Annotated in this window: 21 protein-coding genes; 10 read left to right on the forward strand and 11 right to left on the reverse strand. The window is 34.7% G+C overall.

The annotated features are described in order from the left end of the window. Nucleotides 1-11: 11 nt before the first annotated feature. Entirely contained in the window at nucleotides 12-593 is a 582-nt protein-coding gene (gene kdpC / locus DT250_RS15775; RefSeq protein ID WP_098857303.1) for a K(+)-transporting ATPase subunit C, read from the forward strand. 56 nt (nucleotides 594-649) lie between these two features. Beyond that, nucleotides 650-1,804 (forward strand): KdpD-like non-kinase potassium sensor, encoded by a 1,155-nt coding sequence (gene kdpDN, locus DT250_RS15780; RefSeq protein WP_098857302.1) that lies wholly within the window; start codon nucleotides 650-652, stop codon nucleotides 1,802-1,804. 22 nt (nucleotides 1,805-1,826) lie between these two features. On the opposite strand, the gene DT250_RS15785 is transcribed toward kdpDN, so the two are convergent. After that, nucleotides 1,827-3,008, reverse strand: coding sequence for an MFS transporter (locus DT250_RS15785; RefSeq protein WP_149213328.1), 1,182 nt, complete (start codon nucleotides 3,006-3,008; stop codon nucleotides 1,827-1,829). Between the two features lie 140 nt (nucleotides 3,009-3,148). Between DT250_RS15785 and DT250_RS15790 the strand changes: the two genes are divergently transcribed. From DT250_RS15790 to DT250_RS15805, 4 genes are all read left to right on the forward strand, one after another. Beyond that, entirely contained in the window at nucleotides 3,149-3,610 is a 462-nt protein-coding gene (locus DT250_RS15790; RefSeq protein WP_088608408.1) for a MarR family transcriptional regulator, read from the forward strand. 128 nt (nucleotides 3,611-3,738) lie between these two features. Then, nucleotides 3,739-4,593, forward strand: a complete 855-nt coding sequence (locus DT250_RS15795) for a patatin-like phospholipase family protein (protein WP_149213329.1) — start codon at nucleotides 3,739-3,741, stop codon at nucleotides 4,591-4,593. A gap of 126 nt (nucleotides 4,594-4,719) precedes the next feature. Next, nucleotides 4,720-4,923: a hypothetical protein gene (locus tag DT250_RS15800; protein ID WP_255450177.1), complete on the forward strand. Its 204-nt coding sequence runs from the start codon at nucleotides 4,720-4,722 to the stop codon at nucleotides 4,921-4,923. 55 nt (nucleotides 4,924-4,978) lie between these two features. Beyond that, a complete protein-coding gene (locus tag DT250_RS15805; protein WP_000576485.1) occupies nucleotides 4,979-5,251 on the forward strand; it encodes a hypothetical protein in 273 nt (90 codons plus the stop codon). A 63-nt stretch (nucleotides 5,252-5,314) separates the two neighbouring features. On the opposite strand, the gene DT250_RS15810 is transcribed toward DT250_RS15805, so the two are convergent. Next, the gene (locus DT250_RS15810) at nucleotides 5,315-6,616 is read right to left on the reverse strand and encodes an NCS2 family permease (protein ID WP_088062002.1); all 1,302 of its coding nucleotides are present in this window, start codon (nucleotides 6,614-6,616) and stop codon (nucleotides 5,315-5,317) included. Between the two features lie 203 nt (nucleotides 6,617-6,819). Here DT250_RS15810 and DT250_RS15815 point away from each other — a divergent pair, with 203 nt between their 5' ends. From DT250_RS15815 to DT250_RS15825, 3 genes are all read left to right on the forward strand, one after another. Further along, nucleotides 6,820-7,686, forward strand: coding sequence for an SDR family oxidoreductase (locus DT250_RS15815; protein WP_097907254.1), 867 nt, complete (start codon nucleotides 6,820-6,822; stop codon nucleotides 7,684-7,686). A 68-nt stretch (nucleotides 7,687-7,754) separates the two neighbouring features. Continuing rightward, on the forward strand, nucleotides 7,755-8,516 hold the full coding sequence (locus DT250_RS15820) for a L,D-transpeptidase (RefSeq protein ID WP_088062006.1): 762 nt from the start codon (nucleotides 7,755-7,757) through the stop codon (nucleotides 8,514-8,516). A gap of 103 nt (nucleotides 8,517-8,619) precedes the next feature. After that, nucleotides 8,620-8,871, forward strand: coding sequence for a hypothetical protein (locus DT250_RS15825; RefSeq protein ID WP_088062008.1), 252 nt, complete (start codon nucleotides 8,620-8,622; stop codon nucleotides 8,869-8,871). A gap of 34 nt (nucleotides 8,872-8,905) precedes the next feature. Here DT250_RS15825 and DT250_RS15830 read toward each other — a convergent pair whose 3' ends face one another. The 9 genes from DT250_RS15830 to DT250_RS15870 form a co-directional block, all read right to left on the reverse strand. Beyond that, complete coding sequence (locus DT250_RS15830; protein WP_088062010.1) at nucleotides 8,906-9,121, reverse strand: DUF1540 domain-containing protein; 216 nt, start codon at nucleotides 9,119-9,121, stop codon at nucleotides 8,906-8,908. Between the two features lie 72 nt (nucleotides 9,122-9,193). Further along, the gene (locus DT250_RS15835) at nucleotides 9,194-9,646 is read right to left on the reverse strand and encodes a thioredoxin family protein (RefSeq protein ID WP_088608414.1); all 453 of its coding nucleotides are present in this window, start codon (nucleotides 9,644-9,646) and stop codon (nucleotides 9,194-9,196) included. A gap of 12 nt (nucleotides 9,647-9,658) precedes the next feature. Beyond that, nucleotides 9,659-10,078: a disulfide formation protein C gene (locus tag DT250_RS15840; protein ID WP_000532264.1), complete on the reverse strand. Its 420-nt coding sequence runs from the start codon at nucleotides 10,076-10,078 to the stop codon at nucleotides 9,659-9,661. Between the two features lie 165 nt (nucleotides 10,079-10,243). Continuing rightward, on the reverse strand, nucleotides 10,244-10,492 hold the full coding sequence (locus tag DT250_RS15845; protein WP_001195461.1) for a YhdB family protein: 249 nt from the start codon (nucleotides 10,490-10,492) through the stop codon (nucleotides 10,244-10,246). Nucleotides 10,493-10,612: 120 nt separating this feature from the next. Continuing rightward, nucleotides 10,613-11,122 carry a PCYCGC domain-containing protein gene (locus DT250_RS15850; protein ID WP_048545771.1) on the reverse strand — a complete coding sequence of 170 codons (510 nt, stop codon included), beginning with the start codon at nucleotides 11,120-11,122 and terminating at the stop codon, nucleotides 10,613-10,615. A gap of 45 nt (nucleotides 11,123-11,167) precedes the next feature. After that, a complete protein-coding gene (locus DT250_RS15855) occupies nucleotides 11,168-12,277 on the reverse strand; it encodes a GerAB/ArcD/ProY family transporter (protein ID WP_088608416.1) in 1,110 nt (369 codons plus the stop codon). A 16-nt stretch (nucleotides 12,278-12,293) separates the two neighbouring features. Beyond that, nucleotides 12,294-13,376 carry a Ger(x)C family spore germination protein gene (locus DT250_RS15860; RefSeq protein WP_060487580.1) on the reverse strand — a complete coding sequence of 361 codons (1,083 nt, stop codon included), beginning with the start codon at nucleotides 13,374-13,376 and terminating at the stop codon, nucleotides 12,294-12,296. Then, entirely contained in the window at nucleotides 13,373-14,890 is a 1,518-nt protein-coding gene (locus DT250_RS15865; protein WP_088062016.1) for a spore germination protein, read from the reverse strand. Before DT250_RS15865 ends, DT250_RS15860 begins: the two co-directional genes overlap by 4 nt. A 127-nt stretch (nucleotides 14,891-15,017) precedes the next feature. Then, nucleotides 15,018-15,614, reverse strand: a complete 597-nt coding sequence (locus tag DT250_RS15870) for a hypothetical protein (protein WP_141542708.1) — start codon at nucleotides 15,612-15,614, stop codon at nucleotides 15,018-15,020. Nucleotides 15,615-15,846: 232 nt separating this feature from the next. Between DT250_RS15870 and DT250_RS15875 the strand changes: the two genes are divergently transcribed. Continuing rightward, the gene (locus DT250_RS15875) at nucleotides 15,847-16,407 is read left to right on the forward strand and encodes a nitroreductase family protein (RefSeq protein WP_000214808.1); all 561 of its coding nucleotides are present in this window, start codon (nucleotides 15,847-15,849) and stop codon (nucleotides 16,405-16,407) included. Nucleotides 16,408-16,517: the final 110 nt, after the last annotated feature.

Raw genomic sequence — 16,517 nt, forward strand, 5'->3', positions numbered from 1 at the left:
AGGGGAAAAAGATGGCGAAGAAACAAAGTATACTATCATCGATTGTCCGTATTACTTTTACATTTTTAGTGTTGTGCGGCCTTGTATACCCGCTTATTGTAACTGGTATTGCACAAGCGGTAATGAAGGATAATGCGGATGGAAGTCTAATATATAATGATAAAAATGTAGTGATTGGTTCTAAATTAATCGGTCAAAATTTCACAGATCCACGTTATTTTCATGGGCGTGTTTCTAGTATTGAATATAAGGCAGAAGCATCTGGTTCAAATAACTATGCACCGTCTAATCCAGATTTAGAGAAACGAGTAGAGAAAAGTATTGAGGAGTGGAAGAAACAAAACCGGGCTGTTCCGGTAACAGAAGTGCCGATTGATCTAGTGACGAATTCAGGTTCAGGGCTAGATCCTGATATTAGTCCGCAGGCAGCTTCTGTGCAGGTGGATCGTATCTCTAAATTAACGAATATTCCGAAAGAAAAGCTAAATCAGTTGATTAAAAATCAAACAGAAGGTGCTGCACTTGGCTTATTTGGAGAGAACCGCGTAAACGTTTTAAAGTTAAATTTAGAATTGCAGAAACTACTGAAATAGTAACAGTGCTACCTCAATCTAACGGATTGAGGTAGTGTTGTTTCGAAAGAAAGGTTGTGAGTGTGTTGTATGCGGATGACTATAAACCAACGTTTCAAAGGCGAACACCAGAAGAGTATTTAGAATATATTCGTCAGCAAAACCGCGGGAAGTTAAAGCTATACGTAGGAGCGGCTCCAGGAGTAGGGAAAAGTTATAAAATGCTACTTGATGCAAGAGAGATGAAAAAGGACGGTATGGATATTGTAATTGGTTTAATTGAAACGCATGGAAGAAAAGAGACAGAAGACGCAATTGCTGATTTAGAAAAGGTTCCTTTAAAAGAAATAGATTATAAAGAGAAAGTGTTTTATGAACTCGATGTAGAAGGAATTATAAAACGTGCACCGCAAGTAGTTGTTGTGGATGAACTTGCGCATAGTAATATTCCTGGATCTAAAAATAAGAAACGTTATATGGATGTACAGGAATTGCTAGACGCTGGTATATCCGTATTATCAGCGTTTAATATTCAACATTTAGAAAGCGTACATGACATTGTAGCTCAAATTACGAATGTTAAAGTGCGAGAACGTATTCCAGATTTTATTTTACAAAAAGCAAATGAAATTCAGCTCGTTGATGCAACCCCGGAAGTATTAAGGAAGAGATTAATAGATGGGAAGATATATAAGGAAGAAAAAATAAAGCAAAGCTTACAAAATTTCTTCACGCTTAATAATTTAGGGGCACTAAGAGAATTATCACTTCGGGAAGTTGCCGATGATATGGACGAGAAAATTAGCCAAACCGTTATAGAACCGATTGGTGTGAAAGAAAAAATTCTCGTTTGTGTACAATACAGTTCAACGGCAGAGAAGTTAATACGAAGAGGTTGGCGTATGGCGGATCGGTTAAATGCTGAATTGTATGTATTAAATGTTGAAAGGGAAAATATAGAGTCCCTTTCAGCAGGGAAAAAGCAAACGATTGAAGAGTGGAAGTTGCTAACGAATCAATTTGATGCGAGTTTTGTTTTAGAAGAGGCAAAAGGCAGAAAGCCAGCGGATGTTATTATTGAAGTCGCGAAAAGGCTACAAGTAACGCAAATTTTACTCGGACAATCAGCAAGAACAAGATGGGAAGAAATTCGAAAAGGTTCAATTGTAAATGAAATTATGAGGCAAACGAAGTATATTGATATTCATATTGTTGCGGATCAAAGAGTTTAGAATAGAGACCATTTGTAGGTCTCTATTTTGCTTTTTGTGTGGCAGGGAAGCGTAGCAGTTTCATCGCATATAAGATTATGAGTAGAAACATAATTGCACCTATGAAGAAAATCCAAAAGTAATTTTGATTAAATAAAAGAAATCCACCTACAAGTGGTCCTGTTCCCATACCGAGATAGCGAATAAAGTTGTACATACCGATAGCAGTTGCGCGTTCTTTTACGAATTCTTCTGTTAATAAAGTAGGGTGAGTTGGCATAGAAAGTCCCATACTAAAACCGTATAAAGATGTAACGATAATGATGAATGAGATATTGATGCTATATGTGAAAGAGAATAAAGTGACACATATAATATTGAAGAAACTAGTGATGAATAAAGCTTGCTTTGTTGTGAGGCGTTTTTGCAAAAGCTTGTAGCAATAACTTCCTAACATAATAGAAAGGGACATCGGTACAAATATAAGACCAATTTCACTTGCAGTTAAGTGAAATAAATTTGTTAAAATGCTCGGTAAAAAAATGAGGAAGCAAAAGTAAATACAAAATTGAATAAAGCCAATAAGAGTAATAGAAAATCCAGTTTGATTTTTTAAGATAAACCAGTAATTCTTTTTTGCTTGTGGTTGCTTAATTACAGTGGGTTTTGTTTCTGGAAGTAGTGAAATGTTTATAATTAATAAGAGAATGCCAAGTGTAGATAAAAACAAAAATACGTATAAATGGCCATTTATACTGCCGAGATAACCACCTATAAGAGGGCCAATTGCAGGTGCGAGAGCAAGTAACATTTGATACAGGCTCATCGCTTCTCCGCGTTCTTTTCCTTCAAATAAATCACCGATAATCGTTGCTGCAACTACAGGTATAGCCGCTATTCCTATTGCTTGAACAGCTCTAAAAAATAGAAATAAATAAACGTTCGCCGAAAAAGCACATCCGATTGAACCAATTGTACTAATGATTAAACTAGGGATAAGGATAGATTTTCTCCCTTTTGTATCAATTAAAGGTCCATATATGAGCTGCATAATTGCAAGAACGAATGTGAATAGTGAAACTGTTAAATTTACTAGATAAAGAGAAGTGTGAAAAGAAGCTTGAATCATAGGCAAGATAGGTGTGTAAATATTTTGAGCGAAGGAACCGAGTAAGGCACTCATACAGACAACGTATAAAATGAAATGTAGTTTGGATTTTTTCATTATGTTAATCTCCTTGTAATTTAGTTTCCTCGGAAACTAAATTTATTTTAACATGTTTTTCTCACTTGTAAATATGAAAAAATGATTTTAAAATGGTATATAGTTAAATTGTTTCTTTGGAAACTTAGGGGGCGAACGGATTGGATCATGCAACGAAACAAATGGAAATACTTTCGGATATTCGTACACTTTTGCATAAAAAAGAAGAACATTTGAAAGAACAAAATGAGAAATTTCTTCGTGAGACAGGTATAAGTGGTATGTCTTTATCTGAATTACATGTTATCGAGTGTATCGGAAAAAATGCTCTGATGAATGTAACTGCTATTACGACAGAAATGGGAATGACGAAGGGTGCAATCTCTAAAATTTGTACAAAGTTGTTTCAAAAGCAATTCGTTGAGAAGATGCAAATGTTAGATAATCAAAAAGAAATTTTCTTCCGCTTAACGGAAAGCGGAAATGAAATATATAAAGCTCATGATAAATTGCATAAACAAGCTGAAGAAAAGTGGCTATTACTTTTAGATGGATATACGAAAGAAGAACAAGATTTTATTCAAAGGTTTATAAAGGATGTCTCCGGTCATTTGGAAATATAATTGGAAGAAAAAACTCCTTTATTTCAAGACTTTTGAATATAATTTCTAAAAGAACTCATATATAATAGAAAAAGATACTTAACATGGTGAATAATTAAAGAGTCAATATATAAAGAGGAGAGAATAACATGCTTGAAAATACGGGGTTAGTATTAGAAGGCGGCGGTATGCGTGGTGTATATACGGGCGGGATATTAGAATACTTTATGGAACAAGATTTATATTTTCCATATGTAATTGGTGTATCAGCTGGTGCTTGTCATGCAGCGTCGTATCTTTCCAGACAAAGAAATAGAAATAAGACGGTCAATATTGATTATGCATCACACCCACAATATTTATCGTATAAAAATTTATGGAGAAAACGCCAATTGTTTGATATGGAGTTCATTTTTCATGAAATTCCAGAAAAACATGTCCCGTTTGATTTTGAAACATATTTTAATAGCCCAGAGCGTTTCCTTGTAGGCACAACAGATTGTGAAACAGGACAGTCTGTTTATTTTGAAAAAGAAGGAACGAATGATGATGCACTAAATTTATTACAAGCATCTAGTTCATTACCTTTCATTGCACCGGTAGTAAATTACCGTGGTAAGCAGTTATTAGATGGTGGGATTTCTGATCCAATTCCAGTTCGTAAAGCACAGGAAGATGGTTTTAAAAAATCAGTCGTTATTTTAACGAGAAATCATGGTTATGCGAAGAAAAAATCAAAGTTTGGATGGATTGCAGCGAAAGCATATAAAAAATATCCGAACCTTGTGAAGACGATGTTGAATCGTTATGAAGTATATAATGAAACACTTCACTACATTGAAAAAGAAGAGCAAGCCGGGAATTTATTTGTTATTCGCCCAGAAGTGCCGCTTCAAGTAGATCGTATGGAAAAAGATACAGCAAAACTACAAAATCTATATGAGCAAGGCTATGAAGATGCAAAGAGACAGTTTGCAGATTTACAGTCGTTTTTACAAAAATAAGTATGAGGCTGCGGAGAAGAATTTCTCTGCAGCCTTTTTTATTATTGGTTTGAATGTCGAATGACGATTATACACCCTTATCGTTATGGTATAATATGGATAAAAGTATGTGAAGAGGTGATACATATGGAAAATGTATATAAAGGTCTTAGGCATACTGGATTTACTATGATGTTTATTTTTGGTGGTGTATTTTTACTGCGCTGGTTCATTCATGATGAAATGCTACTGGATCAGCTTATTGGATTTAGTGTAGGGATGGTAATGGTTATTTCATCCGTTTTCATTCAAAAGTATAGTAAAGAAGTACAGATGAATGAAAAATATTAATAAGTTTTAACTTCTTTTATATTGTTCATAGTTTAGGAATAGTGGAGGCTTTCGTATGATTTTCTTATTTGTAGTATATTTTGTGATCATTATGACATTAGTAATTACGTTTCTTCTTTCAAAAAAATCATATAAGAAGCCTATTATTAAATATATACCAACGTTAATATTGTTTATTTTAGCTTTCATTTCTTCTGTTATGTTTGTATTGAATAACGGAATGGGAGAGCTGATAATAGCGGTATTTTTAGGGATTGCAGCGATAGTGAACGGTCTTTTACTTCTTGTATTGAAAGTAGTTCGTGTGATTGTTGCAAAAGGAAAATAGAGCATCGAAATTCGATGCTCTATTTTTTTATACATAAAAAAAAATCCCTCTTTATGAGGAATTTTAATGTGGTAAGAAAATCAATTGATAAGCGAACAAGATTCCGAATACATACACAAGTGGGTGAACAGAACGGAATTTACCTTTTGCCACTTTCATAAGTGGGTATGAAATAAATCCAAGTGCGATACCTGTTGCAATACTTGATGTAAGTGGCATGCTTAATATTACTAAGAATGCTGGGAATGCTTCATCAAATGTGTCCCAATCGATGTGGCGAACTGATCCCATCATAAGACTACCAACGATAATTAATGATGGTGCAGTAATAGCTGATACGCCAGAAACAGCACTTACTAATGGTCCGAAGAATGCTGCTAGTGCAAATAGAACAGCTACTGTAACAGTTGTTAAACCAGTACGACCACCAGCTGCAACACCAGCAGATGATTCAATGTACGCTGTTGATGGTGTTGTTCCGAACATAGAACCGATTGTTGCTGAGAATGAGTCAGATAGAAGAGCTCGTCCAGCTTTTGGAAGCTTTCCATCTTTCATAAATCCACCTTGTTGAGCAACTCCAAGTAATGTACCTGTTGTATCAAATAATGTAACAAGGAAGAATGAAAATACAACGCCGTACAATCCGTAGTTAATTACATCAGATACAGCAGTAATTGGATTGGAAACGATGATTCCTTCTGGTAATCCAGGCATTGATGTAACGCCGTTTGAGAACGATAATTGTCCTGTGAAGTAAGCGATAATACCAGTTAATAGCATGCCGATAAATAGTGCACCATTTACATTTAAAGACATAAGGACAATTGTAATTCCAAGTCCAGCTAATGCTAGTAGTACTGGAGCAGAGTGAAGATCACCAAGTCCAACTAAGTTTGCTTCATTTTTTGTAACGATACCTGTTAAACGTAAACCGATAAAGGCGATGAAAAGACCGATACCAGCAGTAATTGCATGTTTTAAGTTTTCAGGAATTGCTTCCATTAATTTTGTACGGAAAGATGTGAATGATAACAAAATTAAAATCATACCTGCTACGAATACAGCAGAGAATGCAATTGCGAAAGTCATGCCTTCATGAGCTTTTACAACAGAGTAAGAGAAGTAAGCATTTAATCCCATACCTGGTGCGATTGCGATTGGTAAGTTTGTAAAGATTGCCATAAATAATGTTCCGACAACAGCAGCGATAATTGTTGCTGTAAATGCTTGTTCAAATGGAACACCTGCATCCCCAAGGATGACAGGGTTTACGACAATGATATATGCCATTGTTAAGAAGGTAATAATACCTGCCATAATTTCAGTTTTAATAGAAGTTTTATGTTTTGAAAGGTTAAACATATAAACATCCTTTCTGTTTACGAATAATTTTCACAACAGTTATATATAATATTCGTTTTTTAACTATTTTGCAATAGTTTTGCATAAAAAGTTTACAACAATTCATATTTTGTGTCTTAAATTCGAATATTAATCGTAAAACGATGTGTGAATTTCAGTTTTTATTGTGCGCATATTATAAGGAAAAGGAGTTGAAAGAAGATATGCCACAGCAAAAAAACTTTGTAACAATGCCAGCGCAACATCAAAATAAACAACCTGGTATTGAATCGTTAATGAATCCTCTACCACAGTTCGAAGACCCAAATTATAAAGGAAGCGAAAAGTTAAAAGGAAAAAATATATTAATTACAGGAGGAGATAGTGGGATTGGACGCGCTGTTTCCATCGCTTTTGCGAAAGAGGGAGCAAATATTGCGATTGCGTATTTAGATGAGGAGGAAGATGCAAATGAGACGAAACAATATGTTGAGAAAGAGGGGGGGAAATGTGTATTGTTGCCGGGTGATTTAAGTAATGAACAGCATTGTAAAGATATTGTAGAAGAGACCGTTCGGCAGCTAGGTAGTTTGAATGTTTTAGTAAATAATGTCGCGCAGCAATATCCGCAGCAAGGGCTAGAGTATATTACAGCAGAACAGCTAGAAAAGACTTTTCGTATTAATATTTTTTCTTATTTTCACGTTACGAAAGCAGCACTTTCTCATTTAAAGCAAGGGGATGTCATTATAAATACGGCGTCTATCGTTGCGTATGAAGGAAATGAAACTTTAATTGATTATTCCGCAACGAAAGGAGCAATCGTAGCTTTTACAAGATCGCTTTCTCAATCGTTAGTGCAAAGAGGGATTCGTGTAAATGGTGTTGCGCCGGGACCAATTTGGACACCACTTATCCCATCGAGTTTTGATGAGAAGAAAGTCTCTCAGTTTGGAAGCAATGTTCCGATGCAAAGACCTGGTCAACCATATGAACTAGCGCCAGCATATGTATACTTAGCGTCTGATGATTCATCCTATGTTACCGGACAAATGATGCATGTAAATGGAGGCGTTATTGTAAATGGATAGTTTTCATTGATAAGAGCAAAGTAAAGTTAATTCCACTAATTATATTGAGCGCTAGGGGAGGGATATAGATGAAAAAATTATATTTCGTCATACTATTATTTTTCATCCTACCGGTTAGTGCTTTTGCTGATACAGATCATTTAATATTAGTGAATCTTACGACAAACCAGTTGTCTTTTTTTGAAAATGGAAATTATACAAAAACATTCCCCGTAACAACTGGAAGAGATCGTACACCTACGCCTGAAGGTAATTTTTGTATTATAACTAAATTTAAAAATAAAGAATACCATCGAAAAAAAATAGCTGGTGGTGCACCGAATAATCCTCTCGGTACGCGTTGGTTAGGTTTGGATAAAAAGGAGTATGCGATTCATGGAACAAATCGGGAATGGACGATTGGAAGCCGAGAGTCGAATGGCTGTATTCGCATGCATGACCGGGATATACAATGGTTATATGATCGGGTGCAATTACAGACGAAAGTAATCATTTCTCGTTTTCATACGAGCCCTGAATATGAAGCGAATAAGCTTGGTTACCGCGTTGTGAGCTGGAATGGTCGTAAAATAGAAGAAGAGCAAATTGGCATGCTTACGTTAGTAGACCGTGCTGATATATATTGGCAAGAACCAAATGGGCAGTTAACGAAAGTGAAAACGGTATTGCCGAACGAAAGATATGCAGTGTACTCAAAACGAAAAGATGGAATATATTATATAGGAAACAATTTGTATATTGTGGATGAAACAGGAGAAAAAATTCGTTATGAGCAAATTCCTGCCTCGACTTTAAGTAATATATATAAACGGAAATATAATGTTCCATAATGGCTACCGTATTACAGACGGTAGCTTATTTCTACTTCGAGTTTAACTGCAACTATTGTATTTTGCTGAATATAATACAGTACAGATAGGGGGCGGTTACATTATGAAAAGTGAATTTGCTTTTAAAGTTTTCTTAGTAACGACCTGTTTATTTATCGTGTATTTGTATGCGTTTCTCGTCTTTTCTTTTTATGTTCCATATTTTGATTTAATATTATTTTTTGGATTTATTTGGGCATTTGTGAAAGCGAGAGAAGGAGAGAAGAGTATATATCGGCGCATTACCTTATGTGGGACAGTTGTTCTCGTTATTTTGTACTTTTTTATCATGCATGATTTTTGGAGAGGAATGTAAAAAAAGCATACGAGTAATCGTATGCTTTTTATGTTTAATATTTTGGCTTAAATGTATGACAACAAGTTTCTACACTCGTTGCTACAGAACTTTCTAGCGTCTCGTTTGTTAAAACCGCACCTGTATACGAATCATTTGCATTCGAACCGGCCTCTTGTGCATCTGGTTGAACAACGATTGCACTTGCTTGACAAAAGTTACCTTGTCCCCAAAATGAGCAATTGGAAACAGAACATTTCACTTCTGGCATAAAACCCCCTCCTTATACATTAGTTTGGGATTTTACGCCCATTTCATGTGTAGAAGGAGTTTCCTTTTCGCATTATTTTTTTGTTTGCTCAAGCCATTCTTTTAATTTGTCTTTCGGTTGTTCACCACTAATACGGCTTACTTCTTTGCCATCTTTAAAGTGAATGATTGTTGGAGTTCCTTTAATTTTATATTCATCCCAAGGAGCATCTAGTTTTTCAATATCCATAACTTTCATATCAACGTTCAAGTCTTTAGCCATTGGTACTACGACAGGAGATAGCTTTTGGCAATGAACGCAAGATGTTTGATAAAAGTATACTGTTTCTTCTTTTTTCTCTTTTAAATTCTTTTGAAGATCTGAAAGAGAGATTTTGTTTGTATAGTAGTCAGGGCCATTTGTTTTACTATCAGTAGCATTATCAATTTTTTGACTAGTAGCATTTTTTTCTTCCATTTGTGTGACAGCGAAAATTGCTGCAAACAAAGCGATAATAATACCACCAAATATAAGCATTTTTTTCATTGTTTCATCTCCTTATTTGTTTTTTATTACAATAAAACTACATACAGCGATTGTAATAAAGCCGATAAGTGCTAAAAACGGGATTGTAATAAAACCAAACCAGTTTATGAATTCTCCGGTGCAGGGTACACGGCCGCAAGCTGCTCCAGCAGCTGAAAATGCTGGGACTTTTTGAATTGCATAGTGATATAAAGAAATACAAGCACCGATACTTGCAATTGGTAAAGAATAACTTGCGATGCGATAATCTTTCTTTGCTACAGCGATACCAAGCCATAAAACGAATGGATACATAAAAATACGTTGATACCAACAAAGTACACAAGGTTCAAATTTCATGATTTCGGAAAAGTACAGACTTCCTAGTGTAGCGATAAAAGAAGCTCCCCATGCGGTAAGTAAAGCATATTCTTGCTTTTTTTCTCGTCCCATATTTTATACCTCTCTTATAATAGTTACATACTAAATTATAGTATGAAGTAGCACAGAAAAGAAAGAAAAAATATGTTTATCAATAAAAGTTTTATAAGGGGAAACTTTTATTGATATAAACATTTTAAAAAAGCGCTATTCTCATAAAGAGAATAGCGCTATATTTTACATTTGAATTTGCTCTACTTCTTCTATATGTGACTTTTGGGATGCATGGTCAATATATTGAAATAGGAGCTGCAATTGTTTATCAACTTCTGGCATTTCTTTACTGTATTGATAAGCGTGTAAAAAATGTTCAATACGCTTAGAAAATAGTTGATCGTTCGTTTGAACCATAAGAACGAGTAATTTATCCCAATTACAGCTATACGTGTAATAGAGAGCTTTGTCATAGTCGTTATATGTTTGCACTGTGTACCCTCCTTACTGAGGAGTTATATATAGTGTGTGACAAGCAAGGAGAAATACACTTGAAAGAATTTGTTAAGAAAAAAAGCGAATGAAAAGAAAAAACGAGGAATATCCCCGTTTTTAAGCTTTTGGCATTGGCGTAGGTGTTGGCTTGCCGTAGCCCTCTTTATATTTATTGTCGATATAGTTACGAATTTCGAGCGTTGATTTTCCTTTTTGTTTCATGGAAGCAGATTCAACCGCGATTTCTAAGCAATTGACGCAAGTCGTTGCATGGGAGTCCCAAACAACTTCACCATTCTTTTTCATTTCACGAATAAAGCAGTTTTTATTATTTTTATGTCCCACACTCTCACCGCAACCGCAGTAACATGGAATCCAATCTAATAGCTCTGCATTTTGCCCAGCGACAGTGTAGATATCTTTCATTTGTGGATCAAGCTTGTCTAGGAAGGTAGGAAGTGTGTCGACTCCTTTTGTTTTTTCTTGAATGTCAGCTTGCTGAGTGTGCGATGCGTGGTCATGCTCTTCTTTTGATTCAGATGATTTCTTTTCATTTGTACTAGTAGCTCCGCAACCAGCAAGAATTAAACTTAGTACTGCAAGTAAAGAAAATACATATTTCTTCATACGCTTGTCCCCTTTACAAATGTATTACTCAAATTGTATCAGAGATTATGGTGTATCGGTTGAAGATTTTTTCGACGGATTTTTGAAACGCCATCGTACTGAATGGAATAGAAATAAAATTGGGATATAAGCGTATACAATATATAAACCCGCTTTAGATAGTACTGTATTTAATGTGTTGATACTTTCACGATTTGTGAAAAATAAGGAAGCTGTAAAGACCATGAAAATAAAAAATGGTAATGTGAATGTAAAGGGAATATGGAATGAACGCTTCATCGTTTGACATGATGACCAAATGGTTAAACAAAGGTTTGGCAAAATAATTAAAAACCAAACGAAAATAATAATATATTCAAAGCGTTGAATGAAAGGGACTTTAATGATTTTTAACATTGTTAAAGTAGGCCAAATCGTGTGATTTAATTGGCCCTCGCTATAATACATAAAAGATACGATGGCTAAAACTACATAAATTAAGGTACTAAAAGCAATACCTGCATGAGCCCATCTTTTTAAGGATTTTCCTTTTTCAATAAATGGATAGAAGATTAAGATTGTCTCAAAACCAAGAAACTCTAACGCAGAGTGTTTTGCAGATATAAGCATGTCAAAAGGTGAATGTGTAAAAATAGGTAAAATATTGCGGAAATGTGCATATTTCATTGGATAAATTAAAAAGAATACAACGAAAATAGGAAGAACGACTCCCCAAAAACATATTCCCGTCACAGAGCGAAATCCTCCCTTTATAATATAGTAAGTCACTAATAAAAACATAAGGGTTAGTTTCCATAACTTAATGGTAGGGAAAATCCAAACTTGTATTACTTCCATATATGTACGAAGAACAGTAAGGCAAAATAATAAGCAATAAAGAGTAAAAATTACAGAAAATATAGAACCGATCCATTTTCCAAAGCTCGTTGTATGAATGCTAATTAAATCGCCATCTTTTTCTAACATTTTTAGCATACAAAACAGTACAATATGAGTTGCAATACCTGCTATGATTAGAGATATCCAAGCGTCATAACCAGCATTTTTTAAAATTACCCGTTGATATCCTAGAATTCCTATTCCAATTTGAAGAGAATGTAACAAAACAAATGCAAAATATGGAGAGACAGTCTTTGTTTTATTCATTGTATGCATTGCTTATTTCACCTCACTATTCTCCAATTCCAGATTGTACAATGTTAATATCTAAATTTATATCCACAGCTATATTCGGGTACATATTTCGAATTTGGTTTATATTCCATTTTCTCGTATGGCTTCTAATTTCATCGCGTATTCCTAAAGGATCAATTCTCTTTTGTTGAAATTGTTTTATTAATTCTTCACAATCTTGTTCAACGTTTCGTTCAATTTGTTTTTTTATATAATTGATATTTGTTTTTTTTCTTAAATCAATCCAATTAGGGGAGTTTTTAATTAGTCCATTTAGTTTTAAATGGATTTTTACTTTTGGTATGTCACCAGTTTGATCAATATCATACTTGCTTTCCCCAGCTAAGTTTTGTATGACAACCATACCTTTATGTTTGTTCTTCTTTATCGCTGCTTCGTAACGTCCATTTTTCGTAGGGTTAATAAGTAATTTTGCTAAAACAGAATGTCTTTTATCTGTATACATAACGACTTTATCACCTTTTAAAAAAGCAAGTCCTTTGACAGCCACGGAATGATTATCGTCCATTTTAATATAAGGAACATACGCATCACATACAGAAGAGTAGTAATTATATAAAAAAATGTTTAATGTGGTTTGTGGAATGTTCTCGTTTCGTATATTTTGTTCAAGTAAATCAGCAATGTATAACGAACCATTTTTTTTTACATAATTTAAAAGCTCTTCAGCCGAGCCATCTACAATTGCTAGTTGTACATCACGCCCGATATTTGGGTCACGTTGTAAGTTAGTAATAATTTCCCCCATTCCTTGTTCTCCTAGATCTTTTCCAAATAGAACGACACGCATTTGACCTACAACTACATTGTGGGGGGATTTTGCATTTAATCGTGAAGCGATTGTTTCAAGTGAGCGGGCAGATGTTGATTGAGTTTCTGGTTTCGATTTTACACCATGTGTATACTCTGGAAATAAGATCGTTCCTTGGAATCTTTTGTTTTTTGTGATGTCAAATCCAGCAATATGAATAATACGCTGTGTATCCACTATATACGTTTGTGTACAGCCAGTTTGTAGAACAAAAAGGGGTATAATAAGGAACAATAAGAGTTTTTTCATTCATTATCACCATCACGTTTTTGCTTCGCTTTGTTTGGATTATAACGCCATTTAGATTTTGGTCTAAGGAAAGAAGGCCTTTGTGCAGTTTGGCTAAACGGTAAACGGAAAAAACCTTCCGCTGTACCTAAACCACGAAATGGATATAAAGGTAATAAATAAGGTGATCCAAGTGATTTTAATTTAATTAAATGAGCTAAAATAAACACAAACCCGACAATAAGACCTAATCCACCAAATGCACCAGCTAAAAGAATAAGCGGGAATCGTAACAACCGAATAGTAGAAGACATTTTTACAGTCGGCGTTGTGAAAGATGCAAGAGCGGATAAAGCAACTGCAATTAATAAAATCGTACTCGTTAAAGCGGCTTCAACAGATGCTTGCCCAATTACAATCCCGCCAACAATACCAATTGTTTGTCCGACTTTCGTCGGTAAACGTGCTCCCGCTTCACGAAGCAATTCGATTGTAATCTCTAGAAAGAGTGCTTCTAGAATAGGCGGGAAAGGTACGTTCGCTCTCGAGAAAATAATAGGTCCTAGTAAATCAGCAGGAATCATTTGATAATGATATGTTAAAGCCGCTGTATAAATAGCGGAGGAAAAAAGAGAAAATATAGCTCCGAAAAAACGGATAACGCGAAAGAACGATCCAATCATCCACGGTAAATAATAATCTTCTGGTGAAATGAAAAAATCTAGTAACGTTGTCGGTCCTAATAAAGCATATGGAGAGCCATCTGTTAAAATTAAAACTTCCCCGTTAATTAATGCAAATACTGCTCGATCTAATCGTTCTGTAGGTAATAGAACAGGGAATGGTGAATTGCTATTATCACTGATAAATTGCTCAATCATAGTCGAATCAAAGGGAACATCAAAGTCAATGTCTTCTAGTCGTTGTATTGCAGTGTTGATAAATTGTTCATTTGTAACCCCTTCAATATAAGCAACTGCTACTTTCGTTTTTGACATAGATCCAACGATAACTTCTTTGAAAATGAGTTGCTCCGTTACAATATTTCGGCGCAATAAGTGTATATTTGTATCAAGGTTTTCAACGAAACCGATTTTAGGTCCAATTACGCTATACTCATTTTCTGTATCGTTATATAATCGTGTTCCTAAAACAGTACTTTCGGCACGAATTAAAGCATATTGATCGGGATTCGAATTGCTTTTTAAGCGTACTAAAATATATCCACCTAATAATTTCTCACGAATATCATCAATAGAGGGAGAGGTAATAATATCTTCAATGGAGACAATATTACATAGGTCAGAGATATTTTGAATATGTTCTGATTCCTTTTTCATAGGAGTTAAAATAAACTGTTTAATAATAAGTGCTTCCACGACAGATTTATAATAAAACAAGCATAACGTTTCATCTTCAAGTACGTTATAAGATACAAAATCGCTAGATTCTTTCATGGTATGTATAAATTCTGGAATAGAACAAAGTGGTTTTGCCGTAGTCTTTTTGGATTTTTCAGATGAGAAACCGAACATTTTTACACCCCCTGACATATAGCATTTACTTATGTTAGTTTTTGGGAAAGGCGGGAATTTATACTTGAAAATTGAAAGTTCATAAAGAAAAGGAAGGGTATTGGGAATCCCTTCCTTTTTTGGCGTATTAATTTGTTTTCTTTTCCTTAATAGACTTCACTAATTTAATCATTTCTGCTCGTATATCTTCTTTTTTTACATTTAATTTTTCTGCAATTTGTTTAATGTCCATTCCGTCTTTTTTCATTTTTAGTACATCATCAAGAGGAGTGTTACTTTTTTGAGAGATGATTGTTAATACCGTGAGCTGACGTAATCCGATATTATAATCTTTCATTTTTTGTTTTAGGCCGTCTGGTGTAGATTTTTGCATATTTGCTAATTCTTGCAGCAGTGCTTTTTTCGTCTCTTTATTCATATGATGCTTTTTTAATTTACTTGGATCTACACCGAAATGCTGGGCTGTTTTCTCCCAAGATTTATTTTGCTTATAGTAAGCTAAAACGTCTTTTATTTCTTTTTTACCGATTCTTGCAATGTGAGCAGCTTTCCAAATTTCATGTTTGTTATAGCCGAGTTTTTCGAGCGACTGCATTTCTTCTTCTGAAATAGGCTTATGATGGTGCAATGTTATTTCTTTTGGCGTGGCAGCGAAAGTAGGGAAGACGGTTGCCCCGAATAATAATGTTGCCATAGTCATACTTACTGCGATTTTTTTGTACATATAAACTCCTCCTAGATGGATAATGTGGAAAACTGTACACATATCATTTCCATAAAATGTGAAATACTTGTGAACAAGTTAAGTTTTTTTATTCACAGTATAAAATGACGTTTTTGGAAGTTTTCCAACATAAAACATTGATTAATAGTAAAAAACTAAGGTATAATCGAAATTGAAAATCAATATCAATAACAAATGTATACATATAGATGAAAATAAGGGAGAGAAAAATATGACTACATATACTTCCATCGCAAATGTGATTAAAGAAAGACGCTCTGTACGTACATTTACAGATAAAGCTGTAGATAAAGAGTTATTAATTGAACTATTAAACGACGCAACATGGGCACCGAATCATAAACACCGTGAACCATGGAATTGTAAATTATACATTGGAGAAGGCCGCAAAAAATTAGTAGATGCAGTATTAAACTCTTTCACAGAAGAAGAAAGAGCGAAACGCGGCAAAATTTTATCAGATCGTTTCTTAAGCACGCCGGCACAAATTGTTGTTTATATTAATGAAGATCCACGTCAAATTCAACGCGACGAAGATTACGCTGCAACATGTGCATTTATGCAAAACTTCCAACTGCTTGCTTGGGAACGTGGCTTAGGTTGCGTTTGGAAATCAGGCGGATTAAACTACAATCCATTATTTATAGAAGGACTTGGTTTAACAAGAGGTCAACGCATCGTTGGAATTCTTCACCTTGGCTATTTCGATAAAGCACCAGAAGGAAAAGCTCGTACGCCGATTACGGAGAAGATGGAGATTATTGAAGGTTAATAGATGAGACATTCTCGTTTTTATGAGGATGTCTTTTTATTATGCAATCAATCCTCATGAAAGCTTGTTCCTCAACATACACTTTCTTAAGGGAAAGTGTAAGGAGGGAA

It is taken from the genome of Bacillus sp. AR2-1, from assembly GCF_008368755.1.
GTDB lineage: Bacteria > Bacillota > Bacilli > Bacillales > Bacillaceae_G > Bacillus_A > Bacillus_A wiedmannii.